Origin of the sequence: Paraconexibacter sp. AEG42_29 (genome assembly GCF_040581415.1) — a bacterium.
Lineage (GTDB): Bacteria > Actinomycetota > Thermoleophilia > Solirubrobacterales > Solirubrobacteraceae > Paraconexibacter.
In genome coordinates this window covers 4,177,222-4,196,214 of sequence record NZ_CP114014.1, presented here as the reverse complement: position 1 = coordinate 4,196,214, position 18,993 = coordinate 4,177,222, and the positions used below count along the sequence as shown (strand labels likewise).

General features: G+C 72.1%; 15 protein-coding genes. 4 read left to right on the top strand and 11 right to left on the bottom strand.

All coding sequences use genetic code 11. The annotated features are described in order from the left end of the window. Positions 1 to 9: 9 nt before the first annotated feature. The 6 genes from DSM112329_RS20340 to DSM112329_RS20315 all read right to left on the bottom strand — a co-directional run bounded on the left by DSM112329_RS20340 (position 10) and on the right by DSM112329_RS20315 (position 9,141). Positions 10 to 1,629, bottom strand: a complete 1,620-nt coding sequence (locus DSM112329_RS20340; RefSeq protein WP_354698387.1) for a DUF1800 domain-containing protein — start codon at positions 1,627 to 1,629, stop codon at positions 10 to 12. A 99-nt stretch (positions 1,630 to 1,728) separates the two neighbouring features. Further along, positions 1,729 to 2,337, bottom strand: a complete 609-nt coding sequence (locus DSM112329_RS20335; RefSeq protein WP_354698386.1) for a histidine phosphatase family protein — start codon at positions 2,335 to 2,337, stop codon at positions 1,729 to 1,731. Further along, complete coding sequence (gene pgl / locus DSM112329_RS20330; RefSeq protein WP_354698385.1) at positions 2,334 to 3,011, bottom strand: 6-phosphogluconolactonase; 678 nt, start codon at positions 3,009 to 3,011, stop codon at positions 2,334 to 2,336. Before pgl ends, DSM112329_RS20335 begins: the two co-directional genes overlap by 4 nt. Further along, positions 3,008 to 4,933, bottom strand: coding sequence for a glycoside hydrolase family 15 protein (locus tag DSM112329_RS20325; protein WP_354698384.1), 1,926 nt, complete (start codon positions 4,931 to 4,933; stop codon positions 3,008 to 3,010). The genes pgl and DSM112329_RS20325 overlap by 4 nt, the downstream gene beginning before the upstream one ends. 103 nt (positions 4,934 to 5,036) lie before the next feature. Then, on the bottom strand, positions 5,037 to 6,953 hold the full coding sequence (locus tag DSM112329_RS20320; protein WP_354698383.1) for a hypothetical protein: 1,917 nt from the start codon (positions 6,951 to 6,953) through the stop codon (positions 5,037 to 5,039). Between the two features lie 355 nt (positions 6,954 to 7,308). Next, a complete protein-coding gene (locus DSM112329_RS20315; RefSeq protein WP_354698382.1) occupies positions 7,309 to 9,141 on the bottom strand; it encodes an ABC-F family ATP-binding cassette domain-containing protein in 1,833 nt (610 codons plus the stop codon). Between the two features lie 72 nt (positions 9,142 to 9,213). Between DSM112329_RS20315 and DSM112329_RS20310 the strand changes: the two genes are divergently transcribed. Next, the gene (locus DSM112329_RS20310; protein WP_354698381.1) at positions 9,214 to 10,251 is read left to right on the top strand and encodes a DNA topoisomerase IB; all 1,038 of its coding nucleotides are present in this window, start codon (positions 9,214 to 9,216) and stop codon (positions 10,249 to 10,251) included. 95 nt (positions 10,252 to 10,346) lie between these two features. Here DSM112329_RS20310 and DSM112329_RS20305 read toward each other — a convergent pair whose 3' ends face one another. The 5 genes from DSM112329_RS20305 to DSM112329_RS20285 all read right to left on the bottom strand — a co-directional run bounded on the left by DSM112329_RS20305 (position 10,347) and on the right by DSM112329_RS20285 (position 15,641). Further along, positions 10,347 to 10,781: a response regulator gene (locus tag DSM112329_RS20305; protein WP_354698380.1), complete on the bottom strand. Its 435-nt coding sequence runs from the start codon at positions 10,779 to 10,781 to the stop codon at positions 10,347 to 10,349. Further along, the gene (locus DSM112329_RS20300) at positions 10,778 to 12,304 is read right to left on the bottom strand and encodes an ATP-binding protein (RefSeq protein ID WP_354698379.1); all 1,527 of its coding nucleotides are present in this window, start codon (positions 12,302 to 12,304) and stop codon (positions 10,778 to 10,780) included. The genes DSM112329_RS20305 and DSM112329_RS20300 overlap by 4 nt, the downstream gene beginning before the upstream one ends. Next, entirely contained in the window at positions 12,301 to 13,560 is a 1,260-nt protein-coding gene (locus DSM112329_RS20295; protein WP_354698378.1) for a SpoIIE family protein phosphatase, read from the bottom strand. The genes DSM112329_RS20300 and DSM112329_RS20295 overlap by 4 nt, the downstream gene beginning before the upstream one ends. A 72-nt stretch (positions 13,561 to 13,632) precedes the next feature. Continuing rightward, positions 13,633 to 14,538, bottom strand: a complete 906-nt coding sequence (locus DSM112329_RS20290) for a LuxR C-terminal-related transcriptional regulator (protein ID WP_354698377.1) — start codon at positions 14,536 to 14,538, stop codon at positions 13,633 to 13,635. 59 nt (positions 14,539 to 14,597) lie between these two features. Beyond that, on the bottom strand, positions 14,598 to 15,641 hold the full coding sequence (locus tag DSM112329_RS20285) for an FAD-binding oxidoreductase (protein ID WP_354698376.1): 1,044 nt from the start codon (positions 15,639 to 15,641) through the stop codon (positions 14,598 to 14,600). Between the two features lie 115 nt (positions 15,642 to 15,756). Here DSM112329_RS20285 and DSM112329_RS20280 point away from each other — a divergent pair, with 115 nt between their 5' ends. Genes DSM112329_RS20280 through DSM112329_RS20270 form a run of 3 tightly spaced genes read left to right on the top strand, consistent with a single transcriptional unit; the run spans position 15,757 to position 18,886 of the window. Continuing rightward, a complete protein-coding gene (locus DSM112329_RS20280) occupies positions 15,757 to 17,496 on the top strand; it encodes a methane monooxygenase (protein WP_354698375.1) in 1,740 nt (579 codons plus the stop codon). Beyond that, complete coding sequence (locus DSM112329_RS20275) at positions 17,496 to 18,557, top strand: hypothetical protein (RefSeq protein WP_354698374.1); 1,062 nt, start codon at positions 17,496 to 17,498, stop codon at positions 18,555 to 18,557. Before DSM112329_RS20280 ends, DSM112329_RS20275 begins: the two co-directional genes overlap by 1 nt. After that, positions 18,557 to 18,886, top strand: a complete 330-nt coding sequence (locus tag DSM112329_RS20270) for an MmoB/DmpM family protein (protein WP_354698373.1) — start codon at positions 18,557 to 18,559, stop codon at positions 18,884 to 18,886. The genes DSM112329_RS20275 and DSM112329_RS20270 overlap by 1 nt, the downstream gene beginning before the upstream one ends. The last annotated feature ends 107 nt before the right edge of the window (positions 18,887 to 18,993 follow it).

The window sequence follows — 18,993 nt, the reverse complement described above, 5'->3', positions numbered from 1 at the left end:
CGCGCCTCCTCAGCAGGTCTGGTGGTCGGAGCAGGTGGCGATCAGCATGCGCAGGCCGTTCTGGCGGACGGCGCGGTAGCTCGCCTGGCCCCAGTTCGGGACCCCGCCGGCGAGCATCGACCGCGCGGAGTCGACCACGGCAGCACGCATCTCCGGGGTGAGCGTCGGACTGCCGAGGAACGCGAGCGCGGCATCCACGGCCTCCTCCGGCGTCTCGGTCGCGCTGTACGTCTTGCCGTCCGCGACGGTGGTGCGCAGGACGAAGGCGGCGGCGTACCAGCGCCCGCGCCAGCTCGAGGTGTCCAGCCAGCGGGACTCGTCCCAGCCCGCCACGCTCGGCGGGAAGAACAGCTGCTGACCGGCGAGGCGCATGAGCCATGCCCAGGCGTCCGTGTCCACGGAGCGGCCGGTCTCGCGCAGGAGGCCCGCGATGAAGACGACGGGCGCCTTGACCATGCGCTCGCCGTAGTACAGGTCCGGGTGCTTCAGGATCGCCTCGACGACCGGCGCGATCTGGTGGCCGCTGCCGACGTAGGCCTGGGCGAGCGCGGCGACCGTCCCGGCGTCCGGGGCCTGCGGGATGAATGCGGACCAGAGCTTCTGGACGACGAACGAGGCGTGCAGCGGATGCTCGAGGCACAGGCGCCAGCCGTCGTCGACGCCCCAGTTGCCGGTCCGCCCGAACACGGTCTTGTTGCCGTTGTCGTGGCGCGCCGCGTCGAAGCGGAAGTTCGTGAGCCCGACGCCGTCGCGCCAGTCGGCGCGGAAGCCGGTGAACGCCCGTGCGAGCTCGCGGACGTCGTCCTCGGAGTAGGCGCCGCGGCCCGCCCCGAGCGTGAAGAGCTCCATCACCTCGCGGGCGTAGTTCTCGTTCGGACTACCGACCCGGTTGTCGATGCCGTCCAAGAACGACAGCATCGCCGGATCGCGCGTGACGTCCCGCAGGAGGTCAGCGAAGGAACCGAGGGCGTGTCGGCGCAGCAACGCGTTCTGGTCCAGCATCAGCTGCGCGCTGCCCACCTTGTCGCGGCTCGTGGCGAACCAGTCGTGCCACAACAGCGTCATGCGCTCGACGAGCGGCTGGTCGGAGCGGACCATCCGGTCGAGCCACCAGACGCCGTCGTGACCCCAGACGTCGTTCGGCGCGAGCGGCTGCCCCTGCTCGTCGCGTGGCGCCGGTCCGACGAGGGACGCTCCGCCCTGCGGGTAGACGAGCGACCGCACGGCGGCGTCCAGGCCCATGGCGACGAGCCGGTCGACGTCACCCGGGCGGGGGCCGAAGCCCGCGCGCCAGAGCAGGCGCTCGGCCTGGGGGCGGCCGAAGTCGACGGTCCGCTGGGGGGCGGGGGCGGCCGGGACGGGTGCGGGGATCGTGGCCGGGGGCGGCGCCGGCAGGGTGTCGGTGACCGCGATGGGCGCGGCCCCGCCGGCCGCCTTCTTCTTGGCGGCAGCGGCGGCCGCAGCCTTCTTCTTGGCGGCCGCCTTCTTCGCAGCGGCCTTCTTGGCGGCGGCCTTGCGCTTGGCGGCGGCCGCGGCGGCCTTCTTCTTCGCCAGCGCCTTCTTCTGCGCGGGCGTGAGCTTCTTCTTCAGCTTGGGCTTGGCCTTGGCCTTGCGCAGGAGGAACGCCATCAGGTCATTGCTCGGCAGGCGCGGACGCGCGTGTGAGCGGCCTGGACGGTCGTTGTGCGTCCGGCGTCAGGCCGGATTCCGGACTCACCGCAGGATGACTCACGCGCCCCAGCGCCGGATCGCCCGCACGCCGCGCTCCTGCCCGAGGACGCAGATACCGCCGGTGTCGAGGATCAGGTGGGCGCCCGCGGCGGCCGGCAGCCCCAGCCAGCGGGCGCCGAGGACCCGCAGCACGTGACCGTGGGCGACGAGCAGCACGTCGCCGTCGACCGCACAGGCGGCGTCGATGACCCGGTCCACGCGGGCCCCGACGTCGTCCGCGTCCTCGCCGCCGGGGCAGCCGTCGGCCCACAGGAACCAGCCGGGCCGCTGCTCCCGGATCTGCGGCGTGGTGATGCCCTCGTAGTCGCCGTAGTCCCACTCGAGCAGGTCGTCGTCGAAGGTGGTGCGCGGCGTGCCCAGGTCGATGCCGGCGAGCGTCGCGGTCTCCCGCGCCCGGCCGAGCGGCGAGCAGCGCACCGCGGCGAACGTCTGGCCCGCCAGCCGCGGGGCCAGCGCCCGGGCCGCGGCGCGGCCGTCGTCGGTCAGCGGGATGTCGGTCCGGCCGGTGTGACGGCCCGCCACCGACCACTCGGTGGCGGCGTGGCGGATGAGCCAGACCTCACCCTTGGGCAGCGGCTGGTCGCGGGCGTCGTCCTCCTGGGTCATTCGCCGTCGAGGGCGGCCGCGTCGGCGAGGACGAGGAGCCGGTCCCGCGCCAGGAGCGACGAGGGGGTCGACGGGCCGGGCTCGTCATGGAGCACGCGGTTCAGCGCGTCGTGCTTGCCCACGCCGGTGACCATCAGGATCAGGCTCGCGCCGGCGTTGAGCGCGTCGAGCGTCAGGGTGATGCGCTCGGGCGGGGGCTTGGGCGAGTCGGTGACGCCCGTGGTCACGCCGCCGGCGGTCAGCCCGGGGTGGTCCGGGAAGAGGGACGCGGTGTGCCCGTCCGGCCCCATGCCGTTGAGGACGAGGTCGAAGGCGCCGTCCGGCGGCCCGTCGGCCTTGAGCTCTGCTGCGTAGGCGATCGCGCCGCGGGCGGGGCCGAGCGGGCCCGGCATGGGGTGCCAGGTCGCGCCCGGGGCGGTCAGAACGGCGGCGATCTGCCCGTGGTTGGACTCGTCGTCCTCGAAGGGGACGCAGCGCTCGTCGCCGTACCAGAGGTGGACGGCGCTCCAGTCCAGGTCCATGGTGCTGAGTCGCTCGTAGGCGGCGACGGGCGTGGACCCGCCGGCGAGGACGATGTGGCGGGCGCCTTGGCGCACGGCGTCCGCGACCAGATCGGCGGCGCGGGCGGCGCAGGCGTCGGCGTCGGCGGTCCGCTCGACGTTCGGTGGGGTCACGATTCGCGCCGGCGGGCGTCGAGGGGCAGGTTGGCTTGCATGATCTCCTGGTCGGCACGGATGACGTGCATGACGGCGTTGATGAGCGCGAGGTGGGTGAACGCTTGAGGGAAGTTGCCCAGATGTCGCCCGGAACGTGCATCGATCTCCTCCGCGTACAGCTGGAGCGGTGACGCGTAGGACAGCAGGCGCTCGCAGAGCTCCCGCGCGCGGCCGGTCTCCCCGATCTCCGCGAGGGCCGAGACGAGCCAGAACGAGCAGATCGCGAACGTCCCCTCCTCGCCGGAGAGGCCGTCGTCCGTGGTCTGCGTGCGGTAGCGCAGGACCATGCCGTTCTCGGTCAGCTCGTCCGCGATCGCGTTCACCGTGCTGACGACGTGCGGGTCGTCCGGCGGCAGGAAGCGCAGCAGCGGGATCAGCAGCGCGGACGCGTCGAGCTCCGTGGTGCCGTACGCCTGCACGAAGACGCCGCGCTCGTCCACCCCGTTGGCCATGACGTCGGCGTGGATCTCGTCCGCCACGCCCTGCCACTCGTCGGCCTGCGCGTGGTCCTCGCGCAGGCGGGCCAGGCGGGCGCCGCGGTCGCACGCGACCCAGCACATGACCTTCGAGGAGACGAAGTGCTGCGGCTCGCCGCGGACCTCCCAGATGCCGCGGTCCGGCTCGCGCCAGTGCTCGACGGCGCACTCGACCTGCCGCGAGAGGATCGGCCAGACCGACTCGGGCAGCTGGTCGCGGGTCTTCGTGTGCAGGTAGACCGAGTCCAGGTACGCGCCCCAGACGTCATGCTGCTTCTGGTCGTAGGCGCCGTTGCCGATCCGGACGGGGACGGCGCCGTCGTAGCCGGAGAGGTGGTCGAGCGTCGACTCCTCGAGGGACCGCTCGCCGCCGATGCCGTACATGACCTGCAGGTCCGGGTCGCCGGCGGAGACCTCGGCGATGAACGCGAAGAAGTCGCCCGCCTCCCAGTCGAAGCCGAGCGTGTAGAGGCCCCAGAGCATGAACGTCGAGTCGCGGACCCACGTGTAGCGGTAGTCCCAGTTGCGCTCGCCGCCCGGGGTCTCCGGCAGTGACGTGGTGGCTGCGGCGATCATCGCGCCGGTCGGGACGAAGGTCAGGCCCTTCAGCGTGAGCGCGCTGCGCTGCAGGTAAGTGCGCCACGGGTGGTCGGGGAACTGGCCGCGGGCGAGCCACTCGTGCCAGTAGTCGGCGGTCCGGACGAGCGCGTCGTAGGCGTCCTTGAAGGTGGTCGGCGGGCCGTGGTCGTTCCAGGACAGCGCGACGAAGGCGGTGTCGCCGTCGCGCATCGTCCGGCGAGCCTGGGCGCGGCCGGCCTCGAGGCCGAGCCTGAGGTCGGTGGTGAGGGTCAGCGGGGCGTGGCCGGCCGGGCCCTTGGTCGGTGTCGCTACCGCCTGGTTGTACCCGTCGGTGGAGTACTCCCAGCGGACCTGGTCCCGGCCGTAGTCGGGCTTCGGCTCGCAGTCGACGACCATCTCGACGGAGCCGTTGACGCACCGGATGGTCCGCAGCAGGACGTGCTCGGCGTCGTAGTCGGTCGGCGCGCGGCGATGCGTGTTGGAGCGCTCGCGGTCGTGGCGCCACGGCCCGATCAGCAGGACGTCCCGGACGATGACCCAGCCCGTGCGCGTGCCCCAGGTGGTCTCCATGACCATCGTCCCCGGGATGTAGCGCCGGCCGGCCGGGACGGTGGCGTCCGTCGGGGCGACCTTGAACGTGCCGGCGTCGCGGTCGAGGATCGCGCCGAAGACCGACGGCGAGTCCATCCGCGGGAGGCACATCCACTCGACGTTGCCGCTCGGCGCGACGAGCGCGGTGACCTCGCCGTCGCTCAGGAACGCGTAGTCGGCGATGGGTGGGAACGCGCTGCCCCCTTGGGCCACGTCGCCGACGAGCTGTCGCATGGTCGGCAGCCTAGTTGTCCTGGAGATCAACGAGCGAGGGCGCCCTTGCGGGCGCCCTCGACGGTGCTACCGGGTGGCGGGTCGCAGGGACCCGCCAGCCTTGCTACTTCGCCTTCGGCAGCTTCACCGAGGTGGTGCTGGCGTTGCGGGCGCGGATCAGCGAGTTGCCGCCGAACTTCGTCGTCAGCGTCAGCTTCGTCGCCTTCTTGCCGATCTTCTTCTTGACCGTGGAGCTCAGCGTGATGGTCGCGCTGTACTTGCAGGTCGAGGCGAGGATCGCCTTCTTGGAGGCCACCGTGCGGGTACCGACCTTGGCCGTGACCGTGATCGTGCCCTTCTTGCCGCAGTACGTCGCCTTCGAGCGGCCGGCCGGGATCGAGATCGCGCCGGACACCTTGACCGAGTTACCGGTGCGCTTCGCGGTCGCGCTGACCTTGCTCGCGTTGACCTTGGGGGTCGTCGGCTTGGTCGGCGTGGTGGGGGTCGTCGGGGTGGTCGGCGTCGTCGGCGTGGTGGGGGTCGTCGGCGTCGTCGGGGTGGTCGGCGTCGTCGGCGTGGTGGGGGTCGTCGGCGTCGTCGGGGTGGTCGGCGTCGTCGGCGTGGTGGGGGTCACCGGGACGGCACCGAGGGCGACCGTGCTCAGCGGCGAGCAGTCACCGGTGTTGCTCTCGAAATCGCACACGGCGTTCTCGGAGACCTGTGCGCCCGTCGCGAGCGCGAGCTGGTTCGCCGTGAACTGCACCACGACGTCCTTGCCACTCACGGTGGTGCTGGAGCCCGTGATGTACACGCCGTCCTTGTCGAGCAGACGGAGACCGGCGGCGGCCGGGGGCGCGGTGTCGTCGACGTTCGAGTCGAACGTGAACGTCACGGCGTTGCCGGCGCCGACCACGGCCTGCTTGAGGTCGGGACCGTCGGTGAAGCCCGCCTGCGACGGCGATGCCGGCGCGTGGGACCCGATGTACGAGAAGGTGCTGGCCTCGGTCAGGCCGGCGTTCAGCACGCCTCCGATGTCCGACACGCCGACGACCTTGTCGCTGTACTTCGCGATCGCCGGAATCGACACGCGGATCGTGGTCGTGCCGCTGCCGCTGGCGAGGGTCGCCGCGGGGACGGCCGAGCCGTCCTCGGTGTACACCTTGATGCCGGCTGCGACGCTTGCGTCGTTCGCGACGACGGGCTGGTCGTAGGTCAGGTCGTACTGGCTGGTGCCGACCGGGACGGCTGCGGTCAGCTCGGGCTTGAGCGTCCCCGCGCCGGCGCTGCCGAGCGGGTTCGTGGCGCCGGAGGTCACGCTGGTGACGGCGTTGGCCTTCACCGCGAAGCGGACGGGCGCGTCAGCGCCGGTCACCGAGGCGTAGGTCGCGACGGCGGACGTGCCGCCTGCGAGCACGGTGACCGGGGCCGTGAGCACCGTGCCATCGGCCTTGTAGGTGACGAAGTCCGACGGGGTGGCCACGGCGCCGGGGGTCAGCACCGAGTCGAAGGTGAAGGTCACCGTCTTGTCCGCGGTGGAGACCACGGGGGTCCCAACCAGGTCAGGACCAGCGGTCGCGCCGAGACGCGGCACGACGCGGGTGCCGGTCAGCGCCGCCGAACCGGGGGTGCTGTTCAGCGCGGTGAGGGTCGTCGCGCCGCCACCGGTGTCCTGGAGCAGCGTGAAGTCCGCGACGTCCGTCGTCGCCGGGAAGTCGACGAAGACGCACTTCTGGTTGTCCGGGTTCACGGTCGCCGCGAGCGCCGGGTAGGACGTCCCCTGGTCGTAGCCGCGGAGCGTGTAGTTGGCGGCCGCCGCGTTGACCGCGACGTCGTAGCACGCTGCGATCCGTGCCGGGAGAGCACCGGGGGTCGCGTTGTAGCCGCGGACGATGTCGGCCGACACGAGGTCCGGGTTGGACGTGACAGGCTGGTTGCCGCCGCCGGCGGTCAGGGCGAACGTGCCGGTTGCTCCGCCGGCCAGTGCCGCGACGCCGAGCACGCCTGCGAGGCCCGCCTTGCGGGTCTTCGAGAGGTTTTTCACCAAAGTTCCTTCTGTTGACTGTGAATCCCCGGTCAAGGGACCGGGAGATGAACGTGTGTGGACCGACCGTACCCGCCGCGACCGGACGAAACCGAGAAAGGTTCCGTGCCCGACCGCGACGCGGCTCGACGGGAGAACTTGGGGAATCGACCGAAGTTGCGCGGAACATGATCGATGGGGACCGGAACATCCGTCCAGGGCGCCGGAAAAACCCGGTGAACATTGGCGCCGAGCAAAGGGGCCCCGCCACTAGGACGGTTTTCGGCCTATTGAGGCGGAAAGGCATTCCGCCCCGTTTTGCGCGTCCCGTTCCGCGACGCATTGACTATCTTGGCGCGTTTGCGCTATCGGGTCTTTACGCTCGCTTCACGTCCTCCAGGCTCTCGGACACCGCCAGCCACGCCGCCTCGGCCTGCTCCTGGTTCTCCCCGAGGGTCCGCAGCTCCGCCTGGAGCGCCCGCAGACGGCCGTGGTCGGACGCCGCGGCGGCCATCTCCTCGTGGAGCGCGGCCTCCCGCTTCTCGAGCTTCTCGAGCTGCCGCTCCAGCTTCGACAGCTCCTTGCGGGCGGCGCGCTGCTCGCCGCCGGTCAGCGTGGACGCCGACGCGGCGTGCTTCGCGTCGCCCTTTCCGCCGGCCTTCGCCGCCGGAGTGGCCGCGCCACCCGCCGCCCGCCGCAGCTCGACGTACTGGTCGATCCCGCCCGGCAGGTGCCGCAGCCCGCCGTCGCCCATCAGCGCGTGGACGTTGTCGCAGACCCGCTCGACGAAGTAGCGATCGTGGCTGACCACCACCAGCGTCCCCGGCCACCCGTCCAGCAGGTCCTCGAGCGCCGTCAGCGTGTCGATGTCCAGGTCGTTGGTCGGCTCGTCCAGCAGTAGGACGTTCGGCTCCTCCATCAGCAGCCGCATGAGCTGCAGCCGACGCCGCTCGCCGCCGCTGAGGTCCTTCACCAGCGTCCGCGCCCGCTCCCCGCGGAAGCCGAAGCGGTCGCACAGCATGCCGGCCGTCAGCGTCATCCCGTCACTCGTGGTCGCGACACCGCGGACCTCCTCCAGCGATTCGAGCACCCGCAGGTGACCGGGGATCTCCGCGGTGTCCTGCGACAGGTGCGCCAGCCGGACCGTGGTGCCGCGGTCGACCGTCCCCGTCGACGGCTCGAGCTCGCCGGACAGGACCTTGACCAGCGTCGTCTTGCCCGACCCGTTGACGCCGACCAGGCCGAGGCGGTCGCCTGGCCCGAGCTGCCAGGTCACGTCGCGGAAGATGCGGTCGCCGCCGAACGCGACGGAGACGTTCTCGATGTCGACGACCTTGCCACCCAGGCGCGCGGTCGAGAACCGCAGCAGCTCGGCGCGGTCGCGGACCTCGGGCTCGTCGGCGATCAGCGCGTTCGCCGCCTCGATGCGGAACTTCGGCTTGGACGTCCGGGCCGGCGGGCCGCGCCGCAGCCAGGCAAGCTCCTTGCGCATCAGCTGCTGGCGGCGGTCCTCGCGGGCACCCGCCTGGCGGTCGCGCTCGGCGCGGGCCAGCACGTAGGCCGCGTAGCCGCCCTCGTACTGGTGGATGTCCCCGTCGGAGACCTCCCAGGTGTGGGTGCAGACGGCGTCCAGGAACCAGCGATCGTGGGTCACGACCAGCATCGCGCCGCGGCGGGCGGCGAGGTGCCGCGCGAGCCAGTCGACGCCCTCGACGTCCAGATGGTTCGTCGGCTCGTCCAGCAGCAGCAGCTCCGGGCCCTCGAGAAGCAGCTGCGCCAGCGCGATCCGCCGGCGCTCCCCGCCCGACAGCCCGGCGATGGGCGTGTCCAGGCCCTGCGGGAACCGCTCCATCCCGACCCCGCCCATCAGGCCGTCCAGGACGCCGCGGAACGCCGCGTCCCCGGCCCACTCGTGGTCGGCGCGCCCGCCGATCAGCTCCTCGCGGATCGTGCGGGCCGGGTCGAGCTCGTCGCCCTGGCCCAGCACAGCCAGGTCGACGTCCCCCGCCCGGGTGACCTGACCGCGGTCGGGCTCCTCGATCTCCGCGATCAGGCGCAGCAGCGTCGACTTGCCGTCCCCGTTGCGGCCGACGATGCCGATCCGGTCCCCGGCCGACACCCCCAGCGTGATGTCGCTCAGCACGGTCCGGCTGCCGTAGCCCTTCCAGACGGCCTTCAGGTTCACGAGGTTGCGAGGGGCGGGCGGCATCCGTCCTGCATCCTGGCGGATGGCGACCGCGCGAGGCCGTTCGCCCACGGCGCGACTGGGTAAGCGAGCGCCGTGCCTCGCCTTCGCCGCTCCGACGTGTCCGGTCCCGGATACACCCGCCGCCGTCGCGGTGGCGGCTTCCAGATCGTCGACGCCGACGGGAAGACCGTCACGGACAAGGAGGTGCGCCAGCGGGTGACCGAGCTCGTCATCCCGCCGGCGTGGACCGACGTGTGGATCGCGCCCCACGCCCACGGCCACATCCAGGCGACGGGCGTCGACGCGGCCGGCCGGCGCCAGTACCGCTACCACGACGACTGGCACACCCAGCAGGGCCGCGTGAAGTTCCGCGAGATGGAGGAGTTCGCCGCGGGCCTGCCGGCGCTACGCGACGTCGTCCAGTCCGACCTCGACGCCGGCGGGACCGAGCGCGACCGCATCCTCGCGGCGATGGTCCGCCTGCTGGACCTGGGCTTCTTCCGGATCGGCAGCGAGGACTACGCCGAGCAGAACGGCAGCTACGGCCTCTCGACGATGCTGCGCGAGCACATCGCCGTCCGGGGGGACGCGGTCATCTTCGACTACCCCGCCAAGAGCGGCCAGCGCCGCGTGCAGCAGGTGGTGGACGCCGAGGTGACCGACCTGATCTGCACGCTGAAGAAGCGGCGTGGCGGATCCGACCAGCTGTTCGCCTACAAGGACGGGCGCCGGTGGCAGGACGTCCGCTCTGCGCAGCTGAACGACTACATCAAGGACCGGTCCGGCGGGGACGGCTCCGCGAAGGACTTCCGCACCTGGGGCGCGACCGTCCTGTGCGCCGTGTCGCTCGGCGTGGGGGACCTCACCCCGCCCGCCCGCCGGCGCCGCGGGGCGACCGCGGCCGCCCGCAAGAAGGTCCAGGTCCAGGCGATCCGCGAGGTCGCGCGGTACCTGGGGAACACCCCTGCGGTCTGCCGCCGGTCGTACGTCGACCCGCGTGTCCTGGACCGCCACGCGGCCGGTCAGACGATCGCGGACGAGGCGCTGGAGGCCCTGGGGGACCGTCCCGCAGCAGGCCCCGTCCCGGCGATCGTCGAGCAGTCCGTGCTGGAGCTGCTCGGTACGCGCTGACCGCAGACCGCAAGAACGCCGGCGGTCTGTCGTCTGGAGAACGTCATGCGTTCTTCAGGCCGCACGCCGCCCCTGAGGCGCCCCGGCCCCTGCCGTCAGTAGCCGCGGTTCGGCAGCTTCACGACGCTGACGAAGAAGTCGTCGATCTGGCGGACGACCTCGATGAAGCGGTCGAAGTCCACCGGCTTCGTCACGTAGGCGTTGGCGTGCAGGTCGTACGAGCGCAGGATGTCCTCCTCCGCGTCCGACGTGGTGAGGACGACGACCGGGATCGACCGCAGGGCGTCGTCGGCCTTGACCTCGCGCAGCACATCGCGCCCGTCCTTGCGCGGCAGGTTCAGGTCCAGCAGGACGAGGTCGGGACGCTCGGTGTCGGGGGACCGCAGCAGCTCGAGCGCCTCGACGCCGTCGCTGGCGACGAGCAGCGTGTTGTTCAGCTTGTGGTCCGCGAACGCCTCGCGGATCAGCAGCACGTCGCCTGGGTCGTCCTCGACGAGCAGCACGGTGATGGGGCGGGGAGGGGGCGTCATGGCGTCTCGGGTTCCTGGTCGATCGGGAGGGTGAAGCGGAAGGTGGTGCCCGCGGCGGGGGCTTCCGAACCGGTGTCGAGCCAGATGCGGCCGCCGTGGTACTCGACGATCTTGCGGCACATGGCCAGCCCGATGCCGGTGCCGCCGTAGCGCTCCTTCGGGTGCAGGCGCTGGAAGATGACGAAGATCCGGTCGGCGTACTCGTCGTCGATCCCGATGCCCTCGTCGTGGATAGCGACCTCCAGCTCGGACCCGCGGACGGTCGTCGTCACCGTGATCTGCGGGACCACGTCCTCCTCGCGGAACTTGATCGCGTTCCCGATCAGGTTCTGGAAGACGAGCGCCATCAGGCCGGGGTCGACGCGCACCATCGGCGTCTCGCCGGTCACCGTCACCTGCGCCGCGCTCGCCTCGATCGCGCCCGTGAGGTCGGTCAGTGCGCGATCCACGACGGTGCCGAGCGGCACGGCCTGGTGGTCGCGGACCACCCGGCCGACGCGCGAGAACGCCAGCAGGTCGTTGATGAGCTCCTGCATCCGCTTGGCACCGTCGACCGCGAAGAAGATGTACTGGTCGGCCTTCTCGTCGAGCTGGCCCTCGTACCGGCGCTGGAGCATCTGCGTGAACGACGCGACCTTGCGCAGCGGCTCCTGCAGGTCGTGGGAGGCGACGTAGGCGAACTGCTCGAGCTCGGTGTTGGAGCGCTCCAGGTCCTCCTGGATCGCGCGGACGGCCGTGAGCTCCTGCACGATGCGGGCGCGCATCGAGTCGACGTCCTCGGCGAGCGCGACGATGTCCGCCGGACCATCGGCCTCCACGCCGCGGTCGAAGTCGCCGTCGGCGACGCGCCGGACCTCGTCCGCCAGCGCCGCCAGGGGGAGTGTGATCGCGCGCCGCACGAAGATCGAAGCGCCCACCCCGCCGAGGACGAGCAGGAACGCGAACATGGCCATCAGCCGGCCCAGGTGGTCGGCGGTGTCGTCGAGGCGGTCGCGCCCGTCGTCGCGCTTGACGTCCAGCTGCCGCTGCAGCCCGGTGAACGCGCGGCGCAGCTCGTCGAACCGCTCGCGACCGAGCTCGCGGTCGACACGGCGCGGCGGGGCGCCGGCGCGCTGAGCGGCCAGCGCGGGCAGGACGAAGCCGGTGCGCCAGCGTCGTCCGGCGGCGAGGACGCGCTCGAACGCCGGGGCGGCGCTGCGGACGGACTCGTGGCGCATGAGGCGCCGCAGCGCCGCCGTCTGCGCGACCTCGTCGCTGCGCCCGCGCCGGTAGGGCTCGAGGAACCGGGGCTCGCCGGTGACGACGAAGCCGCGCACGCCGGTCTCCTCGTTCAGGAACGCGGTCTGCAGCGAAAGCGCCCCGGTGCGCGCCGGGCCGACCCGGTCGAGGAGGTCCGAGCGGGCATCGGACAGCTGATGCATCGCGATGGCCCCGGCGATGATCCCGGCGACCAGCAGGACGCCGAGGATCGCGGTGACGACCGCGAACCGCTGCCCGACGCGGAGCCGGCCGGCGCGCCTCATGCAGCCGGCCCGGGGCCGGCCGCCGGACCGGGGCGCCGGGCGAGCACCAGCATCGCCGCGTCGTCGGCCAGCGGGCCACCGTTCGCGTCCTGGACCGCAGCGATCGTCGCGTCGATCAGCGTGGTCGGCTGCGCCCGCCAGCCGGGGGACGCCTGCGCACGGGCCGAGGCGACGGCGCAGAGCGCATCGTCGCCCAGCCGTTCGCGGCCGCCGGCGGCACGGCCCTCGGTCAAGCCGTCGGAGTACAGGATCACGGCGTCGTCGGCGCCGAGCGCGACCTCGGCGACCGGAGCCTGCTCGCCGGGAGCCACGCCGAGAGGTGGCCGTCGGTCGACACCGTCGACCACCCGTGCGTGCTCCCCGCCGTCGACCACGATCGGGGACGGATGGCCGGCCAGGCGGATCGCGAGCGTGCCGGCGGTCGGGTCGACCTGCACCATGCACAGCGTCGCGAAGGCGTCCTCGTCATGTCGCTCGTGGATGAGCACCTGCTCGAGGACCTCGAGCGTGTGGTCGGGCGGCGTCCCGGCGAGCTGCAGCGTCCGCCAGGCGATCCGCAGGCAGACACCGAGTGCGGCCTCGTCCGGGCCATGGCCGCTGACGTCGCCGAGCAGCGCGTGGACGACGCCGTCCGCGGACTGCACCGCGTCGTAGAAGTCGCCGCCGAGCAGCGCCCGCCGGCGCCCGGGGAGGTAGCGCGCGGCCACCGCGAGCCGCGGGTGGTCGACGAGCAGGATCGGCAGCAGCCCGCGCTCCAGGCGCCGGTTCTCCTCGGCGGCGCGCTGCGCGTCCTCCAGGCGACGGGCCGCGATCTGGGCGTGCGAGCGCTGCACGGCGTAGCGGATCGACCGGTCCAGGCGGTCCTCGTCGACCTGGGACTTGACGAGGTAGTCCTGGGCGCCGGCGGCGACCGCCGCCAGGCCACGCGCGCGATCGATGTCGCCGGTCAGGACGACGAGCGCGACCGGGCCCGCGGCAGCGCGGACCGCGGTGAGGGCGTCGAGGCCGACGGCGTCCGGCAGCCCGAGGTCCAGCAGGACGCAGTCCGGCAGCGGCCCGTGCCGCAGCAGCTCCCGCGCCTCGGCGACCGTTCGCGCGCGCGTGACATCCGCCTCGGCGCCGGCGCTGTCGAGCAGCTCGGTGACGAGGAACGCGTCCCCGTCGTCGTCCTCGACCAGCAGCAGGCGCAGCGGGCTGCCGTCCTCACCGCTGATGGGGGCCCCGGCGGTGGGGGTCGGCTCGTGGTCTGCAGGCATGGATCCGGAGGGTGGGGCGTGTCCGGCGCGCCGCGAAATCACACTAGCGAGAGTCTGCCACGCGCGTGGCCGTCAGCCGCTCGCCCGCTGCGTGATGGCGTGAAAGCGCGACACGGCCTCGGCGCGGTTGGTGGCGCGGAGCTTGCGCAGGACGTGCGAGACGTGCGTCTTGGCGGTCTGGTCGGACACCACGAGCTGCCGGGCGATGGCGGCGTTCGTCGCCCCCTCGGCCATCAGCTGCAGGACCTCGAGCTCGCGCGGGGTCAGCAGCGACTGCAGGCGCTCGTCGGCCGGGGCGGTGCCCGCACGCGAGCCCGCGGACCGCAGCGACGCGTGCAGGTCCTCGTCCGCGCGGCTCAGCTGGGCGTCCAGCGCGCCCATGGTGTCGGCCAGACCGCCCGCCTCACCGAGCAGGCGCCGCAGCTCCTGGCGCTGCTGCGCGAGCCGGTCGACGAGGACGGCGCGGTGCAGGGCGAGCGCGAAGCCCTCGGTGAACGCGGCCAGCACCACCCGGTCGAGCTCGTCGACGTCCTGGCCGGGCTCGAAGTAGAGGTCGGCGTGCAGGAAGCCGACCACCTGGCCGGCCGGCAGCAGCGGCGCGGCGGCGTAGGAGCGGGTGCGGAAGGGCTCCGTCAGGGGCTTGAACGCGCGGAGGTCGTCCTGCGGGTGGGCGACGATCCCCGCCGTCCGGCGGCGCAGCATCTCGGTCTCGAGGACCATGTGGTGCAGCGGCATCCGCGTCCGCCGCGATTCGAGCAGCAGCTCGGCCGCCCACTCGGGCTGTTCGCTGAAGTGGATCGCCTCGCCGACGAGCTCGGACCCCACCACGCGGAAGAGGATCGCGCGGGAGAAGCGGGTGTGCTCGCAGAGGGCCCGCAGGCCGCGGTCCATGACGGTCCCCGCGGTGGCCGGCTCGCGCAGCTCGGCCAGGGCGCGCTGCACCCCGTTCAGCGCCTCGAGCTCGGCCGCCACCGTCATGGTCGCGACCGTACCAGCGGCGGTCGGGGCCGGGGGCGGGTTGGCGCCGGCCGGTCCGCTCAGTCGTCCTCGGCCGCGGCTGCGACCGTGAACTTGTCGAAGGCGATGTCGTTCGCGGCGACGCCGTGGCGGCCGGTCAGGACCTCGATCAGCGCCTCGATCATCGGCGGCGGTCCGCAGGTGCAGACGAGCGGGTCCACGAGCGTCCCGTCGGCGACGACCGCGACCGCCGCGTCGTGCACGAGTCCGGTGGCACCGTCCCAGTCGGCGTCGGACAGCACCGGGACGAACGCGAAGTCCGCCAGCTGCGCGCCCAGCGCGGCGATCTCGTCCTGCAGCGGGAGGTCGGCCTCGGTCCGGGCCCCGTAGAAGAAGCGGACGGCCCGCGAGCTGCCCGCGGCCGCCAGCTCCCGCAGCAGCGACAGCACCGGCCCGATCCCCGACCCGCCCGCGACGAGCAGGACGGGGCGGTCACCCGGCTTCAGCGCCATCGACCCGTACGGGCCGGTGAACGCGAGCTCGTCGCCGACAGCGATCCCGTCGTCCAGCAGCGCGCTGAAGCGGCCGCCGGGGTAGCGGCGGACGATCAGGTCGAGGGTGTCGTCGCCTGGCAGGCTCGCCATCGAGAACGAGCGGCGCTCCTCGCCGTCCGTGCCGGGGAGGTGCAGGTCGACGTACTGGCCGGGGGTGAACGCGAAGCCGCCCGGCCCGCCGTCGACGGTGAGCCGCAGCCGCACCATGTCGCCCGTGAGCGGCTCGACGGCGGCCACGGTCGCGCGGCCGTCCCCGATCGGGTGCGCGAGCCGCAGGTTGTCGGCGTCGAAGTGCAGCAGCTCGACGACGACGTCGTCGCTGTCCGGCATCGCGCGGCACAGGAGCGTGTAGCCCTGGTCCTCCTCGCTCTCGGACAGCGCGTGCGTGGAGTACGGCTGCAGGGAGACGTCACCCTCGAGCAGGAAGCTCTTGCACGCGGTGCACTGGCCCTCGCGGCAGCCGTGCACGAGGTTCCAGCCCTGGCGGAACGCCGCCTCCAGGATGTTCTCGTCCTCCTCGCAGTCGATCTCGACGTCGATGGGCTCGAAGCTGATCCGCGAGGTGGCCATGCGGGCGAACGTATCCGCGCGCATGGGCCAGGTGACGCCCACGACGCTGATCGGGTGAGACATATCCCCCGCACGCGCGATGCTTCTACGCGCGCGGGGGAAGAGAGTTGGCAGCATGGCCACCCAGCAGACTCGTCGCCGCAGCGTCACGAAGACCCACGAGCGGATCGCGCAGCTCGGGTGGGACCGGGACTACCACCAGCCCGTGCCGATCTACGACACGCGCTACGTCTTCCCCGACAAGGCGAAGGACCCGATGAAGCAGGTCATGCGCGAGTACCTGCCGATGCAGCTCGAGAAGGACGAGCGCGTCTACGGCGGGTTCGACGCGGCGCTGCGCGCGGGCATGCCGACCAAGGCCGACGAGCGCTGGCTGCAGGTCATGAAGCCGCTGATCCTGATCCTGGTCTACGCCGAGGGCGCGGCCGGTCGCTGCATGTCGGTCGTGATGGACGTCGTCCCCAACGACGAGCTGCTCAACGGCTACCACGTGCAGTTCGTCGACGAGGTCCGCCACATCGGCATGCAGATGGGCCTGGCGCGCTGGTACACGAAGCACACGCCGGACCCCGCGGGCTGGCACAACGGCCAGGAGTACATGGCCGACAACCTGATCACCCGCGCGGGGATCAACATGTTCAGCCACTCGTTCGTGGGGGACCCGATCGCCGCGGGCTTCACGATGATGACCGTCATCGAGACGGCGTTCACGAACGTCGCGTTCGTCGCGCTGCCCGACGTCGCCACCCGCAACGGCGACTTCATCCAGGCGACGACCTACTCGAGCGTCCAGTCCGACGAGGCCCGCCACATCTCCAACGGCTACGCCACGATGCTGACGGTGCTGCAGAAGGAGGAGAACATCCCCCTGATCCAGCACGACCTGCAGCAGGCGTGGTGGATCGTGCACGCGTGGGTCGACCCGTTCATCGGCACGACGATGGAGTACTTCTCCACCGACCGCTCGGACAACGAGAGCTACCTCGTCAAGTGGGACCGCTGGATCCGCGACGACTGGTACCGCTCCTACGTCGAGCAGCTCGGCAAGATGGGCGTGACGATCCCGCCGGACATGTTCGACCGCGCCCGCGAGCGCCTGGTCGCCGGCCTGCACCACAAGACCGCGCCGCTGGCGTTCGCCACCTGGCCGCTGAACTTCTGGAAGTTCGACCCGCTCACCGAGACCGACTTCGAGTGGTTCGAGGACAAGTACCCGGGCTGGTACGACGAGTACGGCGCCACCTGGGAGGCCTACGCCGCGCTGGCCGACCCGGAGGAGGGCGCGCTGCTGCTCGGCGGGTTCATGGAGGGTGCGCCGCCCTTCTGCTGGACGTGCATGCTCGCGTGCGTCATCGACGACGACATGTGCCACCGCACGTGCGCCGACCGCCACGGCGAGGACCGCACGCGGTTCTACTGCTCGCCCGAGTGCCGCTGGCTCGACGAGACGAACCCCGGCCGCTACACCGGCGACCGCAACTACTTCGACAAGTACCACGGCATGTCGCTGTCGGAGGTCATCCTCAAGCAGAAGCTCCTGCGCCCGGACGGCAAGACGTTGGTCGGCCAGCCGCACCTGAACCCCGACCGCATGTGGACGATCGACGACATCCGCGCGGCGGACTTCACGATCCTCAGCCCGAACATCACGTCCGCGGCGGCGATGGGGCTGCCGAGTGGCTCGTGGCACGACGAAGGCGACCCGTTCGGTGCGGTCCAGGCGGACGGCAACGGCTTCCAGCCCGTGACGCTGTACGGCGGCGGCGCGGGGCACGACGGCGGTGGCCGCGGACAGTCCGGGCTCGACGACCTGGCGAAGGCCGCGGTCGGCGACACGCCCTGGGTCAAGCTCTGATGGCGGGCGAGGTGCGCGCCGGCGAGCGCCGCAAGCGCCGCGGGGACGATCCCGAGCGCTCGTTCCAGTGGATCACGCCGAAGGGCCGGAAGGCGTCGCTGTACGAGGACGTCACGGTCGGCACGCAGCCGTCCGTCTACACGTTCCTCGCGAGCGGCTACACGTGCTCGTTCCCCGACGGTCGCGGGACGTGGTGGGACGACTCCACCGGGGTCGACGTCGTCGACTGGACCGTCTTCCGCGACCCGAACGAGCTCTGGGAGCGGCCGTACTACCAGCAGGGCGCCCAATGCGAGAAGGAGATCGAGAACGCCACGCGCAGCGCCCGCTCCGAGGGTCTGTACGCCGACGTCGACCCCGCCTGGGTCGAGTTCCTGCGCCGCGACGGCCAGGTGCAGGCGTTCGTCGAGCACGGCATCTGGTCGATCGCGACGCGGCGCTCCCGCGCGGCGCTGGCGGACACGCTGACGCACGGCATCGTCCTGTACGCCGCGGTCAAGCAGCGGCAGGCGCAGGCGTTCGTGATCGAGGGCATGGACCTCGACGAGGACCTCGGCGACTTCCAGATCGAGGCCGCGAAGGCCCGCTGGACCGGCGAGCCGGCGTGGCAGGACGCGCGCCGCGTGGTCGAGCGGCTCGGGACGATCACCGACTGGGGCGAGCTCATCGTCGTCACCGGCCTGGTGATCGAGCCGCTGCTCGGATCGCTCGTCCGGCGCGAGCTGCTGCTGCGCGGCGCGCTGCGGGCGGCCGACCCGCTCACGCCGACGATCGTCCGCGGCGCCCAGCGCGAGAACGCCTGGTGGAACGACTTCGCCCTCGCGTTCGCGCAGTTCGGCACGGAGGACGAGCAGCACGCGGCGGCCAACCGCTCGCTGATCGCGTCGTGGCTGGCCGACTGGGAGCCGGAGGCCCTCGCCGCCGTCGACGCCCTGGAGCCGATCTTCGCCGGGGCGCCCGGGGTGGACTTCGCTGCTGCGCGTGCGCGCGTGGTGGCCGACCAGCAGGCGCTGGTCGCCGCCGCCGGGCTTGTCGCCGCCGATCCCGTCGCGGCGGCCTGATGTCGGTCACGAACGGCCCGGCGCCTTCCGGTGACGGTCAGACGTTCGACTACGTCGGGATCACGATCGCCCGCAGCCAGGAGGGCGACGCGATCGTCGACGCGCTGTGCGACCGCGACGGCGTGGAGGTCTACGAGAACGCCTCCTACAACGAGGTCCGCGCGCGGGACCGCCTGATCCTCGACTTCGACGAGCTCACCGACGAGTGCGGCTTCCCCGTCGACGGGTCGCTGATCCAGGTCGTGATGTCGACCTACTACGGGCGCATCTCCATGACCGACGACGCCGTGATCCTGACGCACGACGTGCACGAAGCGGCCAGTCTTTAGGCCGCCGGCGCCGTGGTTCCGTAACGCTGCGCGCCGATAACCCTCGAGTCGTGATCGAGGGTGGTCGCGGAGGTGGTTCCGCTGTCATGGCCGGCGATCCCAGCATC